Genomic DNA, 23405 nt, shown 5'->3' with positions numbered 1-23405 from the left:
TCTCCCGCGATCCGGCGTCACGGTCCCGTACGGCACGGCCGTACGGGACCGTCGCGTTCAGGGGACGGCCGGCCTGATCGGGGTCCGCCCCCTGGCCAGCAGCCAGACCATGGCGGCCAGGCCCGCGACCTGGAGCGGCCACCCCATGACGATCTTGAGGATGCCGAGTTCGGCGACCGCGTCGTTCCCGCCGATGAGATAGACGGGAAGCTGCACGGCCACCCGGACCACGCACGGGATTATGAGCATCCAGGTGAGCTTGGAGCACAGGCGCACGACGTCCGGGTCCTTGCGCCAGGAGGTGGGGTCGCCGGTGACCGAGCCGATCAGGAAGCCGACCACGGGCCACCGCGTGACGATCGACAGCAGCATCGCCATGGCGTATCCGGCGTTGTAGAGGATGCCGGGCAGGAAGACGTCCTTCGCCTCACCGGTGCGGGAGGCGAAGAAGGCTCCGATGCCGATGCCGACCAGGCTGTTGAGCACGAACTGCGGCGTCGAGCGCTGCAGCACCCGCACCAGCAGCAGCGCCACGGCGGCGGCGACGCTGACGATCAGCGACATCCGCAGGTCGGAGGTCACGATCCACATCACGGTGAAGGCGATCGTGGGCACGGCGGCCTCGATGGTGCCCCGCACGCCGCCGAAGGCCTTGGCCAGCTGACCCCGCATGGCCGCCTCGACCGTGGCGTGCGCGGTGTTCTCCTCGGTCGTGCTCATCTGCTCTCGCTCACCGCTCCGTGATAGTCGATCGCTCACGCACCGCCCGCCGGGCGGAGCTCGTATCTGGGATTGAACATCACCTTGCGCCCATCCTGAAGGCTGACGAGCCCTTCGGCCAGGAGCATGCGGCCCGGTTCGATGCCGGCGATCTTCCGGCGCCCCAGCCACACCAGGTCGATCACATCCGAACCGTCGTAGAGCTCCGCCTCCAGGGCGGGCGCACCCCCACGAGGACGGAGTGTAACGGTCCGTAGTGTTCCGGTTACACAGAATCGGCGCCGGCCGCCGCACGAGACGATCGGCGTGGCGCCGTGACGATCGAGGTCCTGCTGGAGCTCGGTGGCCTCCAGCTCTTCCTGGCTCGTCGTCAGCCGCCGGAGGAAGCCTCGAAAGCCGCCCTGTTTATGCGGTTCCTGAGAACCCACGACCTCTCCTTCACATACGTGTTGAATCAGCGTACGCGATCCCCCACGTCAGCGAATCTCCGCTATCTCCGGACCGCGCTCGAAGGGGTTGAGGTCGGGCACGTCGGCCTGGCCGGCCCGCTGCTCGACCGCGTTCCTGGCCTCGGGCGGAAGCCGCAGCTCGATCGCCTCCTTGGGCGCCATCGGCTCGTCCCCGCGGACCACCACGAGGTCGCGGACGACCCCCTCCAGGGTCGCCGCGACCCCGGCGTCCAGCGCGGCACGGCCGCTGATCACCGCGCGGAGGAACCAGCGCGGCCCGTCGACGCCGATGTAGCGGACGGGCTGGGGAGGCGCCTCGTCGGCCGGGACCTGGGCCGCCAGCTCGACTCCGAACGGTCCCTCCCGTTCCTCGGCCGTGCCTCCGGCGTTCCTGACGCCCTGGGCCAGCTCGGCGCGGATGTCGTCCCAGATCCCGTTGCGTTTGGGCGCGGCGAAGGCGTGCAGCTGCAGGGCGCTCTCCTCGAACAAGACGACCGCGCCCACGATGTGGTCACCGGCCAGGTTGAGCTGCACCTCGAAGCCGGAGTCCACCGGCAGGCGCATGCCCCCCAGATCCACTCGTTCCCGCTCGGGGTACGGCTCGCCGGAGTCCCACGGCCCCGACTCACGTTCCGGGGCCCGTTCGGCCTGCTCGACCTCCGCGGCCGGGGCCGGGGAGGTCTCCTCGCGACGGCGACGTCCGAACATTTTCCTCACACTCCTTGAAGGTTCACTGGGGACTCGCCGACCGGCCCCGTCTCACCGGCGGCGGCTCCGCCGGAGGGCGGCTCCGGCGGGGTCGTCCGCGCCTCGACGTCTCTCATCCGGTCCGCCCCCTTGTCAGCGACCGGTCGATCCGAACCCGTCGGCGCCTCGCGCCGAGCCGGGCAGCCGGTCCACCTCGTAGAACACGGCCTTTTCCACCCGCTGGATCACGAGCTGGGCGATGCGGTCTCCTCGGCGCAGCCGTACCGCGTCCTTGGTGTCGGTGTTGAGCAGCGTCACCCTGATCTCGCCCCGGTAGCCCGCGTCGACGGTACCGGGCGCGTTCACGAGCGTCACCCCGTGCCTGGCGGCCAGGCCGGAGCGCGGGTGGACGAACGCGGCGTATCCGTCGGGCAGCGCGATCGCCACGCCGGTACCGACCATGACCCGCTCCCCGGGGAGCAGTTCGACGTCCTCGACGGCGTACAGGTCGGCGCCCGCGTCGCCGGGGTGGGCGTAGGACGGTACGGGCAGCTCGGCGTCAAGCCGGTGAATCAACACCTCGACCTTGCCGGTCACGGGTTCACCTCGTAATCGTGATGCTCGTCGATGATCGCCTGGGCGTCTCCGTGCCTGGCGAAGTGCTCCATGCCCACCTCGATGAAGAGCGCGGCGGCCCGCACGGCGACCGGTCCCTCCGCGGAGCCGATTCGCCCCTCAGCCTCAAGGTACGCCTTGCGCCCGGACACCCCGGTGCACCAGGCGCGCAGATGCAGGGTCGCGCCCACCGGAACGGGCGCCAGGTAGTCGGTCTCCAGGCGCCCGGTGACGTAGGGGCGCTGGAACAGCCAGATCGACATGCCGATGACCTCGTCCATCGCCGTGGCCAGCACGCCCCCGTGCGCGAGGCCGGGCGCGCCCTGGTGAGCCTCCCCCACGGTGAACTCGGCGACCACCGTGACCCCGTCGGGGCTGGTGGCGTTCAGGTGCAGGCCTGTCGGGTGCTGCTCCCCGCAGCCGAAACAGCGGCTGTAGTGGGGGCCGAGCGGGGTGCCGGGCGCGGGCGCGTCCGGTCGCGCCCGCGGCACGGTGGCCTCCGGCGGAGGGGTCGTCACGGTGGAACGGGTCACGGAGCAGAACGTTACCCCCTGTGCTGCGGGGATTCCTCATTCGCGGGCCCGGCGGGGGTCTCCGGCCCGCTCCGTCCGCCCGGCCCGGCCTCCGCGCCGGACGCACCACCGCCGTCGGACGTACCGGCCGCACCGGTCGCACCACCGCCGTCGGACGCGTCGGCCTCGCCGGACCCGGTGTCCCCGGCGGGCCCGGCCGGTCTCGCGGCCCCCGGTTCCGGCGGGGGCGCCGGGTGCTCCGGCGCCGGAGGCAGCGCGATCGGCCGGTCGCCCATCAGTTCCGGCAGTGCCCGGTAGATCACGGCGGCGACCGGCACCGCGACCGCGGCCCCGGCGATGCCCGCCACGATGCCGCCGACCGCCAGCACCAGGATGATCGCCAGTGGGTGGAAGTTCAGCGCCCTGCCGACGATCAGCGGCTGGAGGACGTGGTTCTCCAGCTGCTGCTCGACCACCAGGATGCCCAGGAAGATCAGGGCGTAGATCGGGCCCTTGGCGCCGAGGGTCACCAGGGTGGCGACGCCCCCGGCGAAGAAGATGCCGACGATCGGGATGAAACTGGCCACGAAGATCAGCACGGCGAGCGGCGCCCAGAGCGGCACGCCCATTCCGGCCAGCACGATGCCCATGACCACACCGTGCACGGCCGCGACCGCCACGGTGCCCTGCACGTAGTGCGAGAGCGTCACCCAGGCGACCCGTCCCGCCCGGTCGACCCGGGGCGCCGCCGCCCCGAACGCCTTCAGGAACCACACCCAGATGCGGTCGCCGTCCTTGAGCAGGAAGAAGGTGATGAAGAGCAGCAGCACGATGGAGGCGAGCACCTCCAGGGCCACCGTGGCGCCGGTGAGCACGGTCTGGGTGATCTGGTTGCGCTGCGTGGTGATCTGGTTGGTGATCTCGTTGATCCAGGAGGTGAGCTGGGTCGGCTGCAGGTGCAGCGGCCCGGTGTAGAGCCATTGCTCCAGGGTCTGGGAGGTCTTGCGCACCTGGTCGACCAGGCCGGGGAACTCGTCGTTGGCCCGCAGTCCGATGAACCACCCGATGCCGCCCAGCAGCGCGAGCGCGACCAGCATGGTGATCCAGGTGGCGTAGATCGGTCTGACTCCGACCGCCCTGAGCCTGCGGGTGAGCGGGAACAGCAGCGCGGTCAGCAGCAGCGCGATGGCCACCGGCAGCGCCACGATGCGTAACACCGCGATGAACTGAGCGAAGTAGAACACGGCCCAGCCGATGATGATCAGGCACAGGCTCCAGAGGGCCACGCGGAGCAAGGTGCGCGGCACCAGGTTCGTCAGACGTTCCCGATCGGAGATCACCCTTCCAGACTGTCATGCCACGGCCTGTGACGCGCATGGTTATCGGCCGGACACGTAAAGGGAGAGGCCCGGTTCGGTAATCCGGGCCCCTCCTCGCGTGGTTCGGATCAGCGCTCTTCGGGCGGCCGGGCTATCACCCTGTCGTCGAGGTAGCAGCTGCAGTTGCCACAGCCTGGGACCATGCCCTCTCCTCTCCTCACCTGCTCGTGTATCGACCGTACGGCAGGACCGCTGAACGGAAAGGACAGATTCGTGTGCGCGATCAGGTGAGGACGACCTCGATCCTCAGGTCGCCCTCACCCTGCTGGAGCACGAACTCCTCGACGGCGCCCGCGCCGCACAGGTCGTCCTGCGCCTGCCGTACGAGGCCGGCCCGCTCACCGGTGACGGTCAGGCGCGCCACCTCGGCGCGCATCGACAGCCGGGCGTCGGACTTGGCCCTGCGGACGTGACCGAGGACCGCGGCGACCACCGGGAGCAGCTCCGGCTCCCCGGTGGGCGCGCCGCCGGGGCGGGCGGCCGCCGGCCAGGCCGCGCGGTGCACCGACCCCTCGCGCCACCAGGACCAGACCTCCTCGGTGACGAACGGCAGGAACGGGGCGAACAGCCGGAGCATGACGTCCAGCGCCTCCCGCAGCGCCGCGTGGGCCGAGCGCGCGCCGGCGCCGGTGTCGTAGGCCCTGGCCTTGACCAGCTCCAGGTAGTCGTCGCAGAACTCCCAGAAGAACCGCTCGGTCCGTTCGAGCGCGCGGGTGTAGTCGTAGGCCTCGAAGGCCTCGGTGGCCTCGCGGACCACCTCTCCCAGCCGGGCCAGCATCGACAGGTCGATCGGCTCGGTGACCTCGCCGCCGTCCTCACCGAGGCCCAGGACGAACCGGGAGGCGTTCAGGATCTTGATCGCCAGGCGGCGGCCGATCTTGATCTGCCCGGTGTCGAAGGCGGTGTCGGTACCCGGGCGGCCGCTGGCGGCCCAGTAGCGGACCGCGTCGGAGCCGTACTGTTCCAGCAGGCCGAGCGGGGTGACGACGTTCCCCACGGACTTGGACATCTTCTTGCGGTCGGGGTCGAGGATCCACCCGGAGATGGCGACGTCGCTCCAGGGCAGGGCGCCCTCCTCCAGATGCGTCCTGACCACGGTCGAGAACAGCCAGGTTCGGATGATCTCGTGGGCCTGGGGGCGCAGGTCCATCGGGAAGACCCGCTTGAACAGGTCCTCGTCCCGTTCCCAGCCGCCCGCGATCTGCGGGGTCAGCGAGGAGGTGGCCCAGGTGTCCATGACGTCGGGGTCGCCGGCGAAGCCTCCCGGCCTGCCACGCTGATCCTCGGTGTAGCCGGGCGGCACGTCGGTCGCGGGGTCCATCGGCAGCGAGGACTCCTCGGGCAGGATCGGCGCCGAGTGGTCGGGCACCCCCGCCTCGTCCAGCGGGTACCACACCGGGATCGGCACGCCGAAGAAGCGCTGCCGGGAGATGAGCCAGTCACCCGCCAGTCCCTCGACCCAGTTGTCGTAGCGGACCCTCATGTGCGGCGGGTGCCAGGCCAGCTCCCGGCCCCGGGTCAGGAGGGCGTCCCTGAGCGCCCGGTCGCGGCCGCCGTTGCGGATGTACCACTGGCGGGTGGTGACGATCTCCAGCGGGCGGTCGCCCTTCTCGTAGAACTTCACCGGGCGTCTGACCTGCCGGGGCTCGCCCTCCGTCTCGCCGGACCCGCGCAGCATCTCCACGATCCGCTCGCGGGCGCCGTGCACGGTCCTGCCCGCCAGCTCGGCGTACGGCTCCGCGGGGACGCCCTGCGGCGCCTCTGGCAGCAGCCTGCCATCCCTGCCGACGACCGCCCTGGTCGGAAGGTCCAGCTCGCGCCACCAGGTGACGTCGGTGACGTCGCCGAAGGTGCAGATCATCGCGATGCCGGAGCCCCGTTCCGGCTCCGCCAGGTGGTGGGCCAGCACCGGCACCTCGACGCCGAACAGGGGCGTCCTGACCGTGGTGCCGAACAGCGGGCGGTAGCGCTCGTCGTCGGGGTGGGCGACCAGCGCGACGCAGGCGGGCAGCAGCTCGGGACGGGTCGTCTCGATCCAGACCCGCTCGCCGAACCCGGCCTCCCGCTGCTCCGGCGACAGGGTGAAGCCGATCCGGTGGAAGGCGCCCGGCCACTCCCTGTCCTCCAGCTCGGCCTGGGCGACGGCCGTGCGGAAGGTGACGTCCCAGAGCGTGGGAGCCTGCGCCAGGTAGGCCTCGCCCCTGGCGAGGTTGCGCAGGAACGCGCGCTGGGAGGCCGCCCGCGCCCCCGTGCCGACGGTGGCGTAGGTCAGCGACCAGTCGACCGACAGGCCCAGGCGGCGCCAGAGCTCCTCGAACGCCTTCTCGTCCTCGGCCGTGAGCCGCTCGCACAGCTCGATGAAGTTGCCGCGCGAGACGGGGATCTGACGCTTGGCGTCCGGCTTGGCCGGCGGCCGGAAGGCGGGGTCGTAGGGGACGGAGGGGTCGCAGCGCACGCCGAAGTGGTTCTGCACCCGGCGTTCGGTGGGCAGGCCGTTGTCGTCCCAGCCCATGGGGTAGAAGACCTCACGCCCGCGCATGCGCTGGAAGCGGGCGATCGTGTCGGTGTGGGTATAGGAGAAGACGTGGCCGACGTGCAGTGATCCGGAGACGGTCGGCGGCGGGGTGTCGATGGAGTAGATCTCGTCCCGGGTGCGCGACCTGTCGAAACGGTAGGTGCTCTCGGCCTCCCAGCGAGCTACCCATACGGCTTCCAGGCCGTCGAGAGTCGGTTTCTCGGGCATGGGCGCATGGTGCGGTCGCTGTCGTGTCATGCCTCCCTATGGTATGGCGTCACGTGGTACCCCGCTGGAGGAGACTAGTGTTCTTGTGCGGAGCGAGAAAAGGGAGGGAACCACATGGCCGACAAGACCGAGAAGCAGGATCTGGCCTGGCGGGCCATCGGTGGCCTGGCGGGACTCGTGACGGCGTGGGCCGCCAAAAAGGTCATCGGGTTCGCCTGGGAGAAGACGACCGGTAAGAAGCCGCCGGCCGACAGCGAGTCGCTGGACATCAGCCTCGGCGAGGCGATCGGCTACGCCGTGGTGATGGGGGTCGGCATGCAGGTCGCGCAGATCGTGGTCGCCCGCACCGCGAAGAAGCGTTACAACGCGTGGAAGGCCATGCGGGACACGGCCCAGGACACGGCCCAGGAGATCTCCGTCTGACGTCTCCCGGCCGCGGGGCGCGCCGGGCCGGCGCGCCGTACGTCGGGGGCGGGGGTGTCAGGACTCCAGGGAGGCGAGGAACTCCTTCGCCCAGCGGTCCACGTCGTAGGTCGCCACCCGTCTGCGCAGCGAGCGCATCCGGCGCGACAGGTCGTGCGGCGTGGCCCGCATCGCGGCCAGCATCGTCCGCTTGAGCCCGTCCACGTCGTAGGGATTGACCATGAACGCGTGCCGCAGCTCGTCGGCCGCCCCGGCGAACTCGCTGAGCACCAGGGCACCGCGCAGGTCGTTGCGGCAGGCGATGTACTCCTTGGCGACCAGGTTCATCCCGTCGCGCAGCGGGGTCACCACCATCACGTCGGCCGCGAGGTAGAGCGCGGCCAGCTCCTCCCGGCCGTAGGACTGGTGCATGTACTGCACCGGCTGCTGACCGAACTCGCCCTGCTCGCCGTTGATCCGGCCGACCTGCAGCTCGATCGAGTCGCGAAGGCGCATGTACTCCTCGACCCGCTCCCGGCTCGGCGTCGCGATCTGCACGAACGCCGCCTCACCCGGCTTGATCGAACCCTCGGAGAGCAGTTCGCCGAACGCCTTCAGGCGCTGGCCGATGCCCTTGGTGTAGTCGAGGCGGTCGACGCCGAGCAGCACGCACTCGGGGTCGCCCAGCTCGGTACGGATCTCCTTGGCCCGCTCGGTGATGTGCGGCTCGCGGACCAGTGAGTCGAGCTCCCCGAAGTCGACCGAGATCGGGAACGCCGCGGCCCGCACCACCCGGTCCTCCACGTAGATCTCGTTCTTGTGGTGCTGGAGACCGAGCAGACGGCGGCAGAGCCGGATGAAGTTCGACGCGCCGCCGGGACGCTGGAAGCCGACCATGTCGGCGCCGAGCAGGCCCTCGACGATCTCCCTGCGCCAGGGCAGCTGCGAGAACAGCTCGACCGGGGGGAACGGGATGTGCAGGAAGAAGCCGATGCGCAGGTCGGGGCGGAGCTTGCGGAGCATGGCCGGGACGAGCTGGAGCTGGTAGTCCTGGATCCACACCACCGCGTTCTCCGCCGCCTCCTCGGCCGCGGCGCGGGCGAAGCGCTCGTTGACCGCGCGGTAGGCCTCCCAGGTGAGGCGCGAGTAGATCGGGGTGGCGACCACGTCGTGGTAGAGGGGCCAGAGCGTGGCGTTGGAGAAGCCCTCGTAGTAGAGCTCCACCTCCGCTTCCGACAGCGGCACGGGGATGAGGTGCATGCCGTCGTGCTCGAAGGGGTCGAGGAACTCTCCAGGGGCACCGTGCCAGCCGATCCACGCGCCTTCCCGTCGTTGCAGGACGGGAGCGATCGCGGTGACCAGACCGCCGGGGCTGCGCCGCCACATGTCGTCACCCGCGCGGTCGACGGGGAGGCGGTTTGCGACGATCAAAAATGTGCTGCGGCCCTGCACAAAACCCTCCAGGTAGTCGGTCTACTGCTAACAACTACCCAATTCAGGCGTTTCTATGACTTACGGGGTGGAAGCGCCCGATTAATTCTTAGATCAGCCCTGACCGCCTGCGCGAGCTTCCTTGTGGCGGCCCGGTTGAGGGCTCCGCCCGCCACGGCTCCGGTGAGGAAGGGTCCGAGCGTGGTCAGATGACGGCCGAGGGTGCGCATCAGCCGGTTGCGCAGCGCGGTCTTGGTGGCGGCGCCGAGCGCGACGGACACCGTGGCGGGAGACAGGGGGTCGACTCCGCGCTGCTTGGACCAGGCGCTCACGAAGACCATGGCCCGCTGGGTGCCGGTGCCGGGCACCGGGACGCCGTACACCTCGTGGAGCTCGGCGAGGAGTTTGACCTCGATCGCGGCGACCACCAGCGTCTCGGCCACGAGCTGGGCGGGGGCGGACAGCAACAGGGGCGGGGCGGCGAACTCGGCCGCCGCGAGGGCTCCGCCGATGGCGCCGACCGTCATGGTGGCCTTGGCCGCGGTCCGCACGAGGTCGTCGGCCAGGTCCTCCGAGGTGAGGCCGTGGTGGTGCTCGGAGAGGGTGGCGAGGTCGCGGACGGGGATGCGGGGGGCGACGGCGGTGAACACGTCGGCCAGCCACCTGCCCCGGCCGATCCCGGCCTCCTTGGCCTTCTTCGACCCCTTGGCCAGCGTGGCGGTCAGGCGGCCGAGCAGCTGCCGCCGCTCGGCGCCGTTCATGTCACCGGACTCGGTGAGCCTGCCGACGAGTTCGGCCACCTCCCGCTCGGAGACGTCCGCCCGTCCGTTCGGCTCACCCGCCGGTCCGCCGGGCACACCGTCCCGGCGCTCCATCGCGCCCTCCTGCCGGTTCGGTGCGCCGGCCGACTCCCCGGTCGTGGAGTCGCCCGGCTCAGCACCGGTCTGTTTGTTCTCTGACGTCATGTCGCGGAACCTCCTCAAGGCTGTCCTGGAGCCCTACCCGTCGATGGAAGGACACACATCGGACAGGCCGTCGGAACATCGTCAGGCCGCGCACTCCTTGCAGATCTGCTGGCCGTTCCTCTCAACAGCCAGCTGGCTGCGGTGATGCACGAGGAAGCACCGCGCGCAGGTGAACTCGTCGGCCTGACGAGGAATCACCCGGAGCGAGAGCTCCTCATTGGACAGGTCCGCACCCGGCAGTTCGAGCGACTCGGCGAGATCCGTCTCGTCGATGTCAATGCTGCCCGAGGACTTGTCGGTACGGCGCGCCTGCAGTTCCTGAAGACTGTCCTCGTTGAGGTCGTCGTCAGTCTTGCGTGGACTGTCGTAGTCGGTAGCCATCGGTGTGCTCCATCCCCCTCATCTATCTGTGTGGCTGGTGAATCTGTCTGCGCTCGTTCGCGCGTGTGTAACGTTCGAGAGGCTCAACTTGTGCCCGATCCGCCAGATAGATTCCTGCTCGGTACCCCGTCGGAATGGTCGCCGAACCTCCCTACACGTGAGGGACCTACTGCCAATGGGCGTGGTTAGCCAAATATGGCGTAAACCACAACATTGGCGGCATGCACCACCGTGTTCGACGGCACATCCAACCACATGTGGGGCGTGAACGAGACGCCCCCCGCCGGATCAGCTTGCCTGAAGTCTCACCGTCACCACGAGGCCTCCTCCGTCCCTGGGAACGGCCGTCACGTTGCCCCCATGGGCCCGCACGACCGCGCGGACGATGGACAGTCCGAGCCCCGCCCCCTTGGAGGAGTCGACCCGTTCGGCGTTGAGCCGCCGGAACGGTTCGAAGAGCCCGTTCACCTCGTACGCGGGCACATGCGGTCCCGTGTTGGCCACCTGAACAATCAGGGCTCCCTCCACCATTCCCGTACGCACCCACAGACGTCCGGACTCGGGGAGGTTGTGCTTGATGGCGTTCTCGACGAGGTTGGCCACACAGCGTTCGAGGAGCACCGGATCGCCCACCGTCTCGGCGCTCTGGAGCTCGGCGGTCACCGTGACCCCGGCCTCCTCGGCACGCGGGGCGAGCTGCTCGACGGCGGTCTCGGCCACGTCCTTCATGTCGACCGGCTTGCGCACGCTCAGCTCGCGCTCGCTGCGCGCCAGCAGCAGCAACCCCTCGATGAGGCGCTCGTTGCGGGCGTTGACCTCCAGGAGCGTACGGCCCAGCGCCTTGAGGTCCTCCGACGCCTGCGGGTCCCCCAGCGCGATCTCCAGCACGGTCCGGTTGATCGTCAGGGGGGTGCGCAGCTCGTGCGAGGCGTTGGCCACGAACCTCCGCTGTGTGTCGAACGCCACATTCAACCTGGTCAGCATGGCGTCGAAGGTGTCGGCCAGTTCCTTGAGCTCGTCGTCGGGCCCCTTGAGGTCGATCCGCTCGTGGGCGAGGGTGCTGCCGGACAGCTTGCGGGCCGTCGCGGTCATCTGCTGGACCGGCTTGAGAGCGCGGTCGGCGACGAGATAGCCGATGATGATCGCCAGGATGCCGACCCCGCCCAGGGCCAGCAGCGACCGGGTCAGCAGGACCTTGCGCGCCCCGGTGACGGCCAGGTACAGGTTGGAGTTCCACCACTGCTGGACCTGGATCGCGATGGAGGGCGGCAGCTCGCTCGTGTCGGCCGGCGGCCAGGCCGACTCGATCGCCCAGCCGACCATCATGTAGATCACGAACAGCAGCAGGACGCCCGCCATGAAGAACAGCACGGCGTAGGTGATCGTCAGCCGCCACCGGATGCTGATCCGGTCGACCAGCGCCTGCAGCCGCTCCAGCGGGGTCGGCGGGACATGCGTCACGCCGGGCGGAGGGGGCCCGTCCCACACCGGCTCCCCCGTCGGCGGGGGCGGCTGGACCCGCACGGGGTAGACCGTGCCCTGCCGCCCGCCGTCGCGCCTGCGTTCCGAGTGCGGGCTGATCATCGGGTGGGTGGGGACCGCCCCGCCCAGCTCCTCGGCCGGGACGCCCGCGAACCGGTCCTCTCCCCCGCTCGCCGGAACGCTCACAGCTTGTATCCGACCCCGGGCACCGTCTCGATCACCTGAGGCTCACCCAGCTTCTTCCTCAGGGTCATCATGGTCACGCGCACCACGTTGGTGAACGGGTCGATGTTCTCGTCCCACGCCTTGTCCAGCAGGTCCTCCTGGCTGACGACGGCGCCCTCGGCACGCATCAGCTCCTCCAGGACCGCGAACTCCTTCTTCGTGAGCGCGATCTCCTCGCCGTTCCTGGTGACCAGCCGCTTGCCCGGGTCCAGGCGGACGCCGGACCGCTCCAACACCGGCGGCAGCGCGGGGGCCGAACGGCGGCCGAGCGCCCGCACCCGCGCGACGAGCTCGATGAACACGAAGGGCTTGGCCAGGTAGTCGTCGGCGCCCAGCCCGAGCCCCTCCACCTTGTCGTCCACGTCGCCGGAGGCGGTCAGCATCAGGATCCGGGAGGCGGTCCGGTCGGCCACCAGGCGGCGGCAGACCTCGTCCCCGTGGACCTTGGGCAGGTCGCGGTCCAGGACGATCACGTCGTAGTCGATGTAGCCGGTCCGCTCCAGCGCGCCCGCGCCGTCATAGGCGACGTCGACGGCCATGGCCTCACGCCTGAGCCCCGTCGCGATCGCGTCCGCGAGCACCCGCTCGTCCTCAACCACAAGCACTCGCACGGCCTCTGTTACCTCCCGTGAAAGATCCGAAAACAGCCGCCGAGGCGGCTATTCATTGTTGCCCTACTCCCCGTAAGACGACGGTAAGGCTGTCTCCACCCTAGACAACGCGTGATGTAAGACACATAAAGGTTTAGAGCCCCCAAGGCTCTGGGTAGAGCTCAAAGCCAGTCCCCCCACCAGCCCGATCCTTCAGCCCCCGTGAGAAAGAAGGTGAGATGGGCGAGTTCACCGCCACGATCGAACACCGCCTCGACCAGGCCTACAAAAACCTGCAGGAAGCCAGGTCTTCCGGCGACGAATACCTCGCCGACACCTTCACCGCCGAGATCGAGGATCTCCACCGTCTGGCGACAGACAACGGTGTCCCCATCCAGCGCTGATGCGAGCCGAGCCCCCCGGTCGTGCACCGGGGGGCTCGTTCGTCTCCGGCACCGTCCCAGGCACCGTCCCACCGTGGGCGGCGCCCCGCCGGGACGTCCCGTCCGGCGACGTCAGGCGTCGCGTTCGGGATCGAGCGGCGCCAGCAGGTCGTGCAGTTCCTCGAAGAGCCCGGGCGCCGCGCAGATCGTGAGGTCCGGGTTGTACGGCCGGCCCCCGAGCCCGCCGATCCTGGCCCCCGCCTCGGTGGCGACGAGACCGCCCGCGGCGTAGTCCCAGTACTGCGGGCCGCGCTCGAAGTAGCCGTCGACCCGCCCCGCCGCCACCGAGCACAGGTCGGAGGCCGCCGAGCCGCCCCTGCGGATGTCGCGCACGCGCGGCAGCACCTGGGCGAGCACCTCCGCCTGGACCTTCCGCCGCCCGGCCTCGTAGCCGAACCCGGTGGCGATCAGCGCGCGGCCGAGCGGTACCCCGGTGTTGCAGCGCAGCCGCTCCCCGCCCAGCCACGCGCCCTCCCCCCTGCCCGCGGTGAAGACCTCACCCCGGGGCACGACGTTGACCGCGCCGGCGACGATCTCGCCGTCCACTTCGACGGCGAGGCTGACGGCCCACTCGGGCAGGCCGTACAGGAAGTTGACGGTCCCGTCGATCGGATCGACGATCCAGCGGACCCTGCCGTCGCCGGTCGAGCCGCCCTCCTCGCCGAGGATGGCGTCACCGGGCCTGACCGCCCTGATCCGGTCGCGGATCAGTTCCTCGGAGGCCCGGTCGAGCGCGGTCACCACGTCCGTCGGGCTGGATTTGGTGGCCAGCACCTCGGGCCTGGCGGGCCGTTTGGCCAGGAGCATCTCCCCCGCCTCCCGGGAGATCTCCTCGGCCAGCCGTACGAAGGTCAGGACGCTCTCCATGTCCGCCTCCTTCCCCTCTCGCCCCTCTCGCTCCCGGCGGGGACCGGGAGGCGCCCCGTCGCTTTCTCCGGCCCGCCGCCGGACGGCCCCGCCGGGATCACGACAGCGACTCCGGCCGCTTCCACTCCCGGCCCAGGAGGTGCTGGGCCAGGAAGGCCAGCACGGTCTCGTACCAGACCACGACGTTGCCCGGCCTGAGCACCCAGTGGTTCTCGTCCGGGAAGTACAGGAACTTCGACTCGACCTCCGAGCGCCGCAGGTCCCACCACAGGCGCAGGGCCTCGCCGATGGGCACGCGGTAGTCCTTGTCGCCGTGGACGACCAGGATGGGCGTGGAGATGCGCTCCAGCGACAGGTGCGGGGAGAGCTCACGGTGCAGCGGACCGCCCACGGGGCCGAACTCGCGCTGCCAGTACATGGCCGCGTCGGTCGTGCCCGCGAACTGGTCCAGGTGCCACAGCGCGGCGTGGGCGACGATCGCCTTGAACCGGTCGGTGTGCCCGGCGATCCAGTTGGCCATGTAGCCGCCGAACGAGCCGCCCATGGCGGCGGTCCGCGACGCGTCGAGCTCGGGCAGCTCCAGCGCGGCGTCGGTGATCGTCATCAGGTCGGCGTGGGTGCGCGGCCCCCAGTTCCTCCAGCCCCGCCGGATCATCCCGGAGCCGTAGCCGGTGGACAGGCAGGGGTCGGGCAGCAGGACGGCGTAGCCGTTCTGGGCCATGATCCACGGGTTCCACCGCCACGACCAGTCGTTCCAGCTCGCCAGCGGGCCGCCGTGGATCCACAGCAGGAGCGGCGCCGGGCTCTGCGCCGAGGCGCCCTCGGGCAGCACCAGCCAGGCCCTGAGCGTCTCGCCGTCGTCGGCGGTCGCGGTGACCTCGGTCAGCGTCCCGGGAAGGGGCGGTTCGGGGGCCGGGGAGGGCAGTTCCTCGACCGTGCCGCCGGCGGTGATCCGGACCGGGGCCGGAGGGTGGTCCACGGCGCTGCGCAGCGCGTAGACGGAACCGTCGGGCGCGACCTGGACCGACAGGTAGGCGCCGTGGTCGGGGGTGAGCCGTACCGCCCGCGAGCCGTCGGCCGGGACGTGGAAGACCGGGCGGCGCCCCTGGTGGTCGGCGGCCACGTACAGCGACCGGGAGTCGGGCGCCCAGGCGAAGTTCACCGGCCACCCCCCGGCGTCGGCGGCGTGCCCCTCGCCGGTGGCCAGGTCGACGATCCACAGGACGCTCTCCGGGACGCGGTCGGCCGTGGCGTGAGTGCTGCGCACGCACGCGACCAGGCGCCCGTCGGGGGAGACGACCGGTTCCTCGAAGTCGTGACCGTCCTGCTCGGCCAGGATCCGCTGGGTCCCCCCGTCCACCAGGTCGATCGCCACCAGCCGCCACCCGAACTCGCCGTGCGGCAGGTGCACCGTCCAGCTGGTCACGACGGTCGCGCCGTCGGGCGCCACGTCGAAGGAGGAGAAGGCCAGTCCCTTGCCCGGCTGCGGCGTGAGGTCCCGCACCTCGGTCAGCCGGTCGTCCCCGAGGATTCCGGCGAACAACCTGATCTCGCCGGGACCGAGGTCGTGGTCCCAGTGACGGACCAGGGAGTCCTCGTGCAGGATCGCGCTGACCCCGTTGTCCTTGCGCGCCTTGCGCCGATCCGCCTCGGTCGCCTCGTCACCGGGCAGCACGTCCGAACCGAAGACCACCTTCCGGCCGCCGGTGGCGAACCCGGTCACGCCCCCGGGCCTCGACGCGATCTGTCTTGCCTCGCCGCCCGCCGCGGGCAGCAGCCAGAGCGCGGGAACGTCCTCGTCCCCGTCCTTGACCACCGGATCGGGGCGGCGGGAGCCGAAGAGCAGGTCGCCGTCCGCGGTGAACTCCGCGCCCGCCTCGCCTTTCACGGATCTGGTCAGCCGGTACGGCCTGCGCCCGTCGAGGGGGATCTCCCACAGGGAGGTACCGTAGGACTTGCCGTCGGGGTTGAGGGCCTGGACCACGCTCACCAGGCGGGTTCCGTCGGGAGAGAGCCGCAGGGATGTCAACCGTGGTGTGCCGACATAATCGCGGATGTCGCTAAATGGGGTCACGTCCCGAACCTACCCCGCACCTCTTCTCCGATCACACACCCGAGTGAGAGCCTCTTTCCGGGAGAGTCAGGGCGACCGTGCCGGAGGACGTCCCGCCATGCGGTTTGATGAATCCCATGGGGACTTACGACGCGCTGCTCGTCGTCTCGTTCGGGGGACCGGAGAAGCCGGACGACGTGATGCCGTTTCTGGAGAACGTGGTGCGGGGCAGGGGCATCCCGCGCGAACGGCTGCTCGAGGTCGAGGCGCACTACCAGCGCTTCGGCGGGCGCAGCCCGATCAACCAGCAGTGCCGCGATCTGATCGCCGCCATCGAACCGACCGTGGACCTGCCCGTCTACTGGGGCAACCGCAACTGGCACCCCTATCTTGAGGACACCCTCCGCCGGATGGCCGAGGACGGCGTGCGCAAGGCGGCCGCCTTCGTCACCTCCGCCTACAGCTCCTACTCGGCCTGCCGGCAGTACATCGACGACATCGCGCTGGCCAGGGCCGCGGTCGAGAACGCCCCCGAGGTCGTCAAGCTCAGGCACTACTCCGACCACCCCGGCTTCGTCGCGGCCATGGTCGACCACACCCGCCGGGCCCTGGAGGAACTGCCCGCCGAGCACCGGGACACCGCCCGCCTGGTCTTCACCGCGCACAGCATCCCGGTCTCGATGGCCGAGACGGCCGGACCGCACGGCGGGGCCTACGAGGCGCAGCTGCGGCGGACCGCCGCGGCGATCACCGCCGAGGTGGGCGGCGACCGGCCCTGGGACCTGGTCTGGCAGAGCCGCAGCGGCCCCCCGCACGTCCCGTGGCTGGAACCCGACGTCTGCGACCACCTGAGGGAGGTCGACGCCTCCGCGGTGGTCCTGGTGCCCATCGGTTTCGTCTCCGACCACATGGAGGTCGTCTACGACCTCGACGTGGAGGCCGCGGGCCTGGCCGGGGAGATCGGCCTGCCGCTGGCCAGGGCCGCGACCGCGGGCACCCATCCGCGGTTCGTCGCGATGGTCGGCGAGCTGCTCGCCGAGCCAGAGCCCGTCCCGTGCGCGGCCACCTGCTGCCCGGCCCCGCCCCGCCGTCACGGGTAGGTGCGGGCGTAGGCCTGGGCGATGGACATGACCTTGCCGACGTAGGCCCAGGAGTGGTTGTAGAACCACACGGCCTTCTCCAGCTTCGCGCCGCCCTGTCCGGCGCCGTTGGCGCACAGGTAGTTGGCCGCGCCGGGGACGGCGTCGTAGGGGTTCCAGATGTCGGAGACGCCGTCCCCGTCGCCGTCGACGCCGTAGACCTTCCAGGTCGCGGGCATGAACTGCATCGGCCCCAGGGCCCCCGCCGACGAGGGCCCGTTGTTGCGCCCGTGTGAGCTCTCCACCTGGCCGATCGCGGCCAGCACCGTCCACGAGAGCCCGGGGCAGACGGCGGCCGCCCTGCGGTAGAGCTCCAGGTAACTGCCGGGCCGCCCGACCGTGGCCCGCCCGGCCGGCCGCGGCACGCCCTCGGCGGAGGCGGCGGTCCCCGTGCCGGTGCCGCTGCCCGTTCCGGCGCCGGCGCCTGTTCCGGTGTCTGTGCCCGTTCCCGTGCGCCCGGTGGTCCCGGCCGTACGGCTCCCGCCGACGGTGAGCACCTGCGCGCCCGAGCCCAGCAGCCCGCGCACGCCCGCGTTCAGCGCGGAGGTCGCCTTCCGCGGGCCGTTCACCAGCAGCGCGACGCCCGGCAGCAGGCCGAGCCGCCGTCCCGTCTCGGTGCCGACCAGGCCGTCGACACCGGGCAGGCCGAACGGGGCCGAGGCGGCGACCCGCAGCCGGGGACCGCCGTCGACCTGGTACTGCGAGCCGAGGACCAGCCCCAGGCGGCGTACCGCCGAGCTGTCGGCGACGAGTTCCCCCCTGCTCAGCGCGTCCCAGACCCCCTGGTGGCCCGCGACGGCCCGGGGCGCCCAGGCCCGGAAGCGGGCCGGGTCGACCGCGAGCAGGTTGAGGCCGACGCCGGAGACCTTGACCGCTCCCCCGTCGAAGGAGTCGATCTTCTGGACGTGCTTGAGCCGGGAGATGTCGTTCTTGGTCCGCTCGGGCAGCGTCGACTGGGAGATCACGAACAGCCGGGGCGGGGTGAGGGTGATTCCCGGGCCGCCGGTCGTCGTGCCCCGGGTTCCCGGGGTCGCCGAGGTCGCCGGGGACGGCACGGACGGCTGGGGGCTCGGGCGGGCGGGACCGGTCCACGGGGCGAGCTTCGCCAGGTCTCCGACGGCGACATTCGTACCGGAGGATCCCGAGGGACCCGAATCGGCGGCGGCGAACGCCGGGGGGTCCGCGGGGCGCAGGACGAGGAACACCGCGCCACCGGCGACCGCGAGGGCGATCACGGCGAGTACCGCGACGAACACCCCCAACCTGGGATGATGCGACACTGCGCTCACGTTAGCCCAACTGCCAACAGCATGGGCGATCGCCCGAAAAATGGGGTGCCCGGCAATAGTTTGGTCCGAAATGGTCGATACGATCGACGACTGAAACGTGTGAGAGGGGCATTCGTGGTCGGGCCGTACCGGAAGTTGTTCAGCAGGCCCGGCGTCAAAGGGTTCGTCGTCGCGGGATTCTTCGGACGGATGCCGATGTCGATGCTGGGCATCGGCGTCGTGCTGCTCATCGAGGCGCTCACCGACTCCTACGCCATGGCGGGCGCGGTCGCGGCCACCGTCAACGTCGCCTTCGCCATCGCGGGCCCCCTCACGGGACGCCTGGTCGACCGCTTCGGCCAGGCAAGGGTAGCCGTCCCCTTCGTCCTGACGCACGGTGCCGCGCTGACGGCCATGATGCTCTGCGGAGCGCTGAAAGCCCCGGCCTGGACCCTGTTCGCCACCGGCGTCGTGGTCGGAGGGAGCGCTCTCTCGCTCGGCTCGCTCGTGCGGGCCCGCTGGTCGCATCTCCTGGGCGGTTCCTCCGAGCTGCACGTGGCGTTCTCGTTCGAGTCGATCGTCGACGAGATCATCTTCGTCGCCGGGCCCGCGCTGGTCACCGCCCTGGCCACCACGGTCAGCCCCTACGCCGGGCTGATCGTCGCCATGGTCTCCACCGTGATCGGCACCATCGCCTTCGCCATGCACCGCGGTACCGAACCCCCGATCACGGAGGGCGGCGGGCGCTCGGGCAGCCCGATCACCATCCCCGGCGTGGCGCTGCTGTCGTGCGTCTTCCTGGCGATGGGGTCGGTCTTCGGCTCGTTCGACCTGATCACGGTGGCCTTCGCCGAGGAGCACGGCTCCATGGCCGCCTCCGGGCTGCTGCTGTCGGTGATCGCGTGCGGCAGCCTGATCTCCGGGCTCTGGTACGGCGCGCGCAAGTGGAAGGTCTCGCTCCGCAGCCGGTTCGTCCGCGCCCTGGGGGTGTTCGTCCTGGGGATCTCCCCGTTCTCCCTGATCGACGACATCGGGGTCATGGTCCCGTTCATGTTCCTGGCCGGGCTGGCCATCTCCCCGACGGTCATCACGAGTTACACGCTGATCGAGCAACTGGTCCCCGCCCGCCTGCTCACCGAGGGCATGTCGTGGCTGTCCACCGCGATCGGCTTCGGCGTGGCGCTCGGCTCGTGGGCGGCCGGGCGGCTCACCGACACGTTCGGCGCCTCCAACTCCTACCTCCTCCCCCTCGGCTTCGCGCTGGTGGCCGTGATCGTCGGCGTCGGCGGTTCGGTCTGGCTGCGAACCCCTGTTCCACAGCAGCAATCATGAGTATTGTTCACATTCGCGAGCGAAGCGGAGGTGAACCGACTCCCCCGGTGTGAACCATGCGTGCTTCGTGACGCCGACAGTCAAGGAGCAGGCATGAGCGAGGTCTTCCGCAACTGGGCCGGCAACCAGTCCGTCACCCCGGCGGAGGTCCGCATGCCCTCCTCGACCGAGGAGGTGGCGCGGGCCGTACGGGACGCCGCGGAGTCGGGCCGGCGGGTGCGCATGGTCGGCACCGGCCACTCCTTCACCGGGATCGCGCTGACCGACGGCCTGCTGCTGCGGCCGAACGCGCTGACCGGGATCCGCGAGGTCGGCGACGGCCGGGTGACCGCGGCGGCCGGAACCCCGCTCAGCGTTCTCAACGAGGAGCTCGACCGGATGGGCCTCGCCCTGGCCAACATGGGCGACATCACCGCCCAGACCCTGGCCGGGGCCGTCCAGACCGGCACCCACGGCACCGGCAGGCAGGCGGGCGGGCTGGCCGACCAGGTGCTCGCGCTGGAGCTGGTGCTCGCCGACGGCGAGGTCGTCACGGTCTCCGCCGACGGCACGGGAAAGGTCCGCGACGGGGTGACCGAGCGGGACCTGTTCGACGCGGCCAGGGTCGGCCTGGGCGCGCTCGGCGTGGTGACCGCGGTGACCTTCCGGGTCGAGCCGTCGTTCCTGCTGCACACCGTCAGGCAGCCGATGAGGCTGACCGAGATCCTCGGCTCGCTCGACGCGCTCACCTCCGGCAACGAGCATCTCGACTTCTTCTGGCTTCCGCACACCGACACCTGCCTGACCAAGCGCAACAACCGGAGCACGGGACCGGCCGACCCGCCGGGCGCCTTCAGGCACTGGCTGGACAACCGGTTCCTGGAGAACACCCTCTTCGGGGCGCTGTGCGGGGTCGGCGCGCGGTTCCCCGGCGCCATCCCGCGGATCAACGCGGTCTCCGCGGCGGCGCTGTCCACCTCGGCGCACACCGACACCTCGTACAAGGTCTTCGCGACCGTGCGGGACGTGCGGTTCCTGGAGATGGAGTACGCCCTCCCGCGCGAGCACCTCGGCCAGGCCCTCCGGGAGACCCGAGATCTGATCGAACGGCGAGGCTGGAAGATCACCTTCCCGATCGAGGTCCGGGTCACCCCGCCCAGCGACGCGTGGCTGTCCACCGCCTACGGCCGCGACTCGGCCTACATCGCCTGCCACGTCTACCGGCCGACCCCGAACCCGGCCTACTTCGAGGGCGTCGAGGAGATCATGACCGGGTTCGGCGGCCGCCCCCACTGGGGCAAACTCCACACCAGGGACGCGGCCTACCTGGCCACGGTCTACCCGCGCTTCGCCGACTTCCTGGCACTGCGGGACCGGCTGGACCCCGGGCGGGTGTTCACCAACGACCACCTGGACACCGTCCTGGGCTGACCTCCGCCCCGCGGCCCCGCGGAGACCTTCGCGCCCCGGCACATCCGGCGCCTTCGGGGGTGCCGCAGGACGCCCCGGCCGAATCCACGCTCGCCACCCGTTCCCCGAATCGGCGCCTTGTCACAAGGTTCCGGTAAAGGCGTGCGTAAAGCCTCCTTCGAGGAATGACGCATCGGCGTGTCCCGCCGTCGCCCCGGCGCGCGCTGGGGGCAGATTCGCAGACGCCCGCGCCGCTCAACCCCGAGGGAGTCCGCCGGAGATGATCCTCTCCCGCCGTCCAGGCCCGTCGCCCCAGACCGCCACGGCGGCCCTCCGCCCCGAGACCGGCGGGCGGGTCCCGTCGCCGTCTCCGGAGTCTTGCCCCAAGTTCACGACAGCCCGGGGGGTTATTCGGGAGAATCCGACGAGGACTCCGAATGTACTGCTCCACAACGATGCCCGATAAGCAGATGAATGGAGCAAATGTGACCGGCGTCACATCGCTGCGAGCCCCATCCAGGAAGGCGATGTTCGGACATGCCGGGTACGGTGCTGGCAGGCAACCGGCACACGCGAGAGACTCAAGGGTCCGGGGGAAGATTGAGCACGACGACGAAGGGACTCGCATGCAGGAGCTCCGACTCGTCGCGGTGAGTGAGGACGGGACCTACCTTGTGCTGGCCACGGCCGGCCGGGGAACCCGGTTCACGCTGCCCGTCGACGACCGGCTCCGCGCTGCCGTCCGCGGCAACTTCTCCCGTCTCGGCCAGTACGAGATCGAAGTGGAGAGTCCGTTGCGCCCCAAGGAGATCCAGGCTCGGATCCGCGCAGGCGAGACCGCAGAGGAGATCGCCGCCACGGCGGGCATCCCGGTCGAGCGCGTGCGGTGGTTCGAGGGCCCCGTGCTCCAGGAACGTGAGTACATGGCCCAGCAGGCGCAGCGCTGCGCCGTACGGCTGCCGGGCGACTCCGCTCCCGGTCCCACACTCGGCGACCTGGTCGCCGAGCGGCTGACCCGTCGCGGCGTGCCCGCCGACGAGATCGACTGGGACTCCGCGAAGCGGGACGACAACCTGTGGCGGATCAAGCTCGGTTTCGTTTGGAACGGTCACACCCGCAGGGCCGAGTGGATCTTCGATCCGCGAAGGCGCCACATCACCCCGCACGACGAGGAGGCCATGCGCCTGTCCGCGGGCGATTACGTCGAGCCGGTCGAGGACTCGACGGTCACCCCGTTCGTCCCCCGGGTGGCCAAGCTCGCGCCGGTGCCGCCGCTGACGCCCGAGCCGCTGAACCAGCCTCCGGTCTCCTTCCCCTCCGTCCTGCGGCCGGAGCCGCCCGCCCCGGCCAGGCCCGCTCACGCCCAGCCGGAGCCCCCGGCGGCCCAGTCGCAGCCCGAGCCGCCTGCGGCCTACACGCAACCCCCGATGCCGCCGCTTCCCCCCGGATACGACGCGCCGAGGGCGACGGTGCCGCCGCTGCGCGCCCCCGACTCCGCTCCGCCCTACGAGCAGCCGATCAGGACCCCCGAGGCCGCCAGGGCGCCCGAGCTCATCACCAGGGTGAGACCTCCGGAGCACGCCCCCTCCGAGACGGTGTGGACCGCGCCGGAGGCCGCCGCCACGCGGGAGCCGGTGGCCCCCTTCGTGGCCGCCGGTCCCCTCACCCCGGCCGAGACGGCCGAGGCGGCCGGGTCCGCGGCGCCCGCCGAGACGGCCGACCGGCCGGAGTGGACCGCGACACCGGCCGCCGGGCCCGCCACGGGGCCCGCCGCCGGGCCGGATCCCGCCCGCCTGCCGCTCGGTGTGCGGCCCCCCGAGGCCGTCAGGCCCGGACCCGCCGAGACGGCACCGGAGCCGGTCACGGACGGCGAGGAGACCGTCCGCGAGCTGCCCTCCGCCGAGACGGCGGAAACAGCCGAGACGGCCGAGGCGCCCGTCACGGAGCCCTCCGGCGAGTCCCGGACCGAGTCCTCCGCCGAGCCCCCCGCCGAGGCACCCGCCGAGGCCGGGGCGGTCCAGGAGTCCCCGGTCGCGGTGCCCGCCGCGCGTCTCAGCCTGGACGAGCGGGCCATGGCCGAGAAGGCCGCGAAGGAGGCGGCCACCGTCCCGGCTCCGGAGCCCCCGATCGCCAAGCCCGTGCCGGACAAGCCCGTGGACCCGCCGAAACCGGCCCCGGCGCGACCGGCGAAGAAGGCTCGGGGACGGCGCGCGTCCGTGCCGACCTGGGACGAGATCATGTTCGGCGCCCGGCGCCAGGACTGAGCACACCGCACGGGGCGGGGGTGGCCGGGTCTCCGGCCACCCCCGCCTCGCCGTACGGGGGGACTCCCC

Annotated in this window: 21 protein-coding genes; 6 read left to right on the top strand and 15 right to left on the bottom strand. The window is 71.0% G+C overall.

Translation table 11 applies throughout. The annotated features are described in order from the left end of the window. Positions 1–57 precede the first annotated feature (57 nt). From AB0N02_RS06910 to valS, 7 genes are all read right to left on the bottom strand, one after another. Entirely contained in the window at positions 58–720 is a 663-nt protein-coding gene (locus AB0N02_RS06910) for a DUF3159 domain-containing protein (RefSeq protein WP_363943511.1), read from the bottom strand. Between the two features lie 35 nt (positions 721–755). Then, the gene (locus AB0N02_RS06905) at positions 756–1148 is read right to left on the bottom strand and encodes an OB-fold nucleic acid binding domain-containing protein (protein ID WP_363943509.1); all 393 of its coding nucleotides are present in this window, start codon (positions 1146–1148) and stop codon (positions 756–758) included. 48 nt (positions 1149–1196) lie between these two features. Continuing rightward, positions 1197–1877 (bottom strand): DUF3710 domain-containing protein, encoded by a 681-nt coding sequence (locus AB0N02_RS06900; protein WP_363943507.1) that lies wholly within the window; start codon positions 1875–1877, stop codon positions 1197–1199. Between the two features lie 132 nt (positions 1878–2009). After that, positions 2010–2453 (bottom strand): dUTP diphosphatase, encoded by a 444-nt coding sequence (gene dut, locus AB0N02_RS06895; RefSeq protein WP_363943505.1) that lies wholly within the window; start codon positions 2451–2453, stop codon positions 2010–2012. After that, the gene (locus AB0N02_RS06890) at positions 2450–3004 is read right to left on the bottom strand and encodes a PaaI family thioesterase (RefSeq protein WP_363943503.1); all 555 of its coding nucleotides are present in this window, start codon (positions 3002–3004) and stop codon (positions 2450–2452) included. The genes dut and AB0N02_RS06890 overlap by 4 nt, the downstream gene beginning before the upstream one ends. Positions 3005–3015: 11 nt before the next feature. Then, a complete protein-coding gene (locus AB0N02_RS06885; RefSeq protein WP_363943501.1) occupies positions 3016–4269 on the bottom strand; it encodes an AI-2E family transporter in 1254 nt (417 codons plus the stop codon). A gap of 316 nt (positions 4270–4585) precedes the next feature. Then, positions 4586–7105 (bottom strand): valine--tRNA ligase, encoded by a 2520-nt coding sequence (valS, locus tag AB0N02_RS06880; protein WP_363943499.1) that lies wholly within the window; start codon positions 7103–7105, stop codon positions 4586–4588. Positions 7106–7219: 114 nt separating this feature from the next. On the opposite strand from valS, the gene AB0N02_RS06875 reads away from it, so the two are divergent. Next, positions 7220–7528, top strand: coding sequence for a DUF4235 domain-containing protein (locus AB0N02_RS06875; protein WP_363943497.1), 309 nt, complete (start codon positions 7220–7222; stop codon positions 7526–7528). 57 nt (positions 7529–7585) lie between these two features. Here AB0N02_RS06875 and AB0N02_RS06870 read toward each other — a convergent pair whose 3' ends face one another. The 5 genes from AB0N02_RS06870 to AB0N02_RS06850 all read right to left on the bottom strand — a co-directional run bounded on the left by AB0N02_RS06870 (position 7586) and on the right by AB0N02_RS06850 (position 12602). Continuing rightward, entirely contained in the window at positions 7586–8959 is a 1374-nt protein-coding gene (locus tag AB0N02_RS06870; protein WP_363943495.1) for a trehalose-6-phosphate synthase, read from the bottom strand. A 53-nt stretch (positions 8960–9012) separates the two neighbouring features. Further along, the gene (locus tag AB0N02_RS06865) at positions 9013–9903 is read right to left on the bottom strand and encodes a hypothetical protein (protein ID WP_363943493.1); all 891 of its coding nucleotides are present in this window, start codon (positions 9901–9903) and stop codon (positions 9013–9015) included. 81 nt (positions 9904–9984) lie between these two features. Further along, positions 9985–10284 (bottom strand): DUF4193 domain-containing protein, encoded by a 300-nt coding sequence (locus tag AB0N02_RS06860; protein WP_271222331.1) that lies wholly within the window; start codon positions 10282–10284, stop codon positions 9985–9987. 288 nt (positions 10285–10572) lie between these two features. Next, positions 10573–11952: a HAMP domain-containing sensor histidine kinase gene (locus AB0N02_RS06855; RefSeq protein WP_363943491.1), complete on the bottom strand. Its 1380-nt coding sequence runs from the start codon at positions 11950–11952 to the stop codon at positions 10573–10575. Further along, complete coding sequence (locus AB0N02_RS06850; RefSeq protein WP_363943490.1) at positions 11949–12602, bottom strand: response regulator transcription factor; 654 nt, start codon at positions 12600–12602, stop codon at positions 11949–11951. Before AB0N02_RS06850 ends, AB0N02_RS06855 begins: the two co-directional genes overlap by 4 nt. A gap of 218 nt (positions 12603–12820) precedes the next feature. On the opposite strand from AB0N02_RS06850, the gene AB0N02_RS06845 reads away from it, so the two are divergent. Next, the gene (locus tag AB0N02_RS06845; RefSeq protein ID WP_363943488.1) at positions 12821–12985 is read left to right on the top strand and encodes a hypothetical protein; all 165 of its coding nucleotides are present in this window, start codon (positions 12821–12823) and stop codon (positions 12983–12985) included. Between the two features lie 111 nt (positions 12986–13096). On the opposite strand, the gene AB0N02_RS06840 is transcribed toward AB0N02_RS06845, so the two are convergent. Beyond that, entirely contained in the window at positions 13097–13891 is a 795-nt protein-coding gene (locus AB0N02_RS06840) for an inositol monophosphatase family protein (protein ID WP_363943487.1), read from the bottom strand. A 97-nt stretch (positions 13892–13988) separates the two neighbouring features. Then, positions 13989–15965, bottom strand: coding sequence for a S9 family peptidase (locus AB0N02_RS06835; RefSeq protein ID WP_363943485.1), 1977 nt, complete (start codon positions 15963–15965; stop codon positions 13989–13991). 116 nt (positions 15966–16081) lie between these two features. Between AB0N02_RS06835 and AB0N02_RS06830 the strand changes: the two genes are divergently transcribed. Then, positions 16082–17044: a ferrochelatase gene (locus AB0N02_RS06830; RefSeq protein ID WP_363943483.1), complete on the top strand. Its 963-nt coding sequence runs from the start codon at positions 16082–16084 to the stop codon at positions 17042–17044. Here AB0N02_RS06830 and AB0N02_RS06825 read toward each other — a convergent pair. Next, positions 17035–18363 (bottom strand): lytic transglycosylase domain-containing protein, encoded by a 1329-nt coding sequence (locus tag AB0N02_RS06825; protein ID WP_363943480.1) that lies wholly within the window; start codon positions 18361–18363, stop codon positions 17035–17037. The two genes, AB0N02_RS06830 and AB0N02_RS06825, sit on opposite strands and share 10 nt — an antisense overlap. 108 nt (positions 18364–18471) lie before the next feature. On the opposite strand from AB0N02_RS06825, the gene AB0N02_RS06820 reads away from it, so the two are divergent. From AB0N02_RS06820 to sepH, 3 genes are all read left to right on the top strand, one after another. After that, positions 18472–19683 carry an MFS transporter gene (locus AB0N02_RS06820; RefSeq protein WP_363943478.1) on the top strand — a complete coding sequence of 404 codons (1212 nt, stop codon included), beginning with the start codon at positions 18472–18474 and terminating at the stop codon, positions 19681–19683. A gap of 93 nt (positions 19684–19776) precedes the next feature. Further along, a complete protein-coding gene (locus AB0N02_RS06815) occupies positions 19777–21093 on the top strand; it encodes a D-arabinono-1,4-lactone oxidase (protein ID WP_363943476.1) in 1317 nt (438 codons plus the stop codon). A gap of 605 nt (positions 21094–21698) precedes the next feature. Then, entirely contained in the window at positions 21699–23336 is a 1638-nt protein-coding gene (gene sepH, locus AB0N02_RS06810; protein WP_363943474.1) for a septation protein SepH, read from the top strand. Positions 23337–23405: the final 69 nt, after the last annotated feature.

The sequence above is a fragment of the Streptosporangium sp. NPDC051022 genome, assembly GCF_040683035.1.
Lineage (GTDB): Bacteria > Actinomycetota > Actinomycetes > Streptosporangiales > Streptosporangiaceae > Streptosporangium.
The sequence above is the reverse complement of the archived record's forward strand: the minus strand, read 5'-3'. Positions and strand labels throughout refer to the sequence as shown.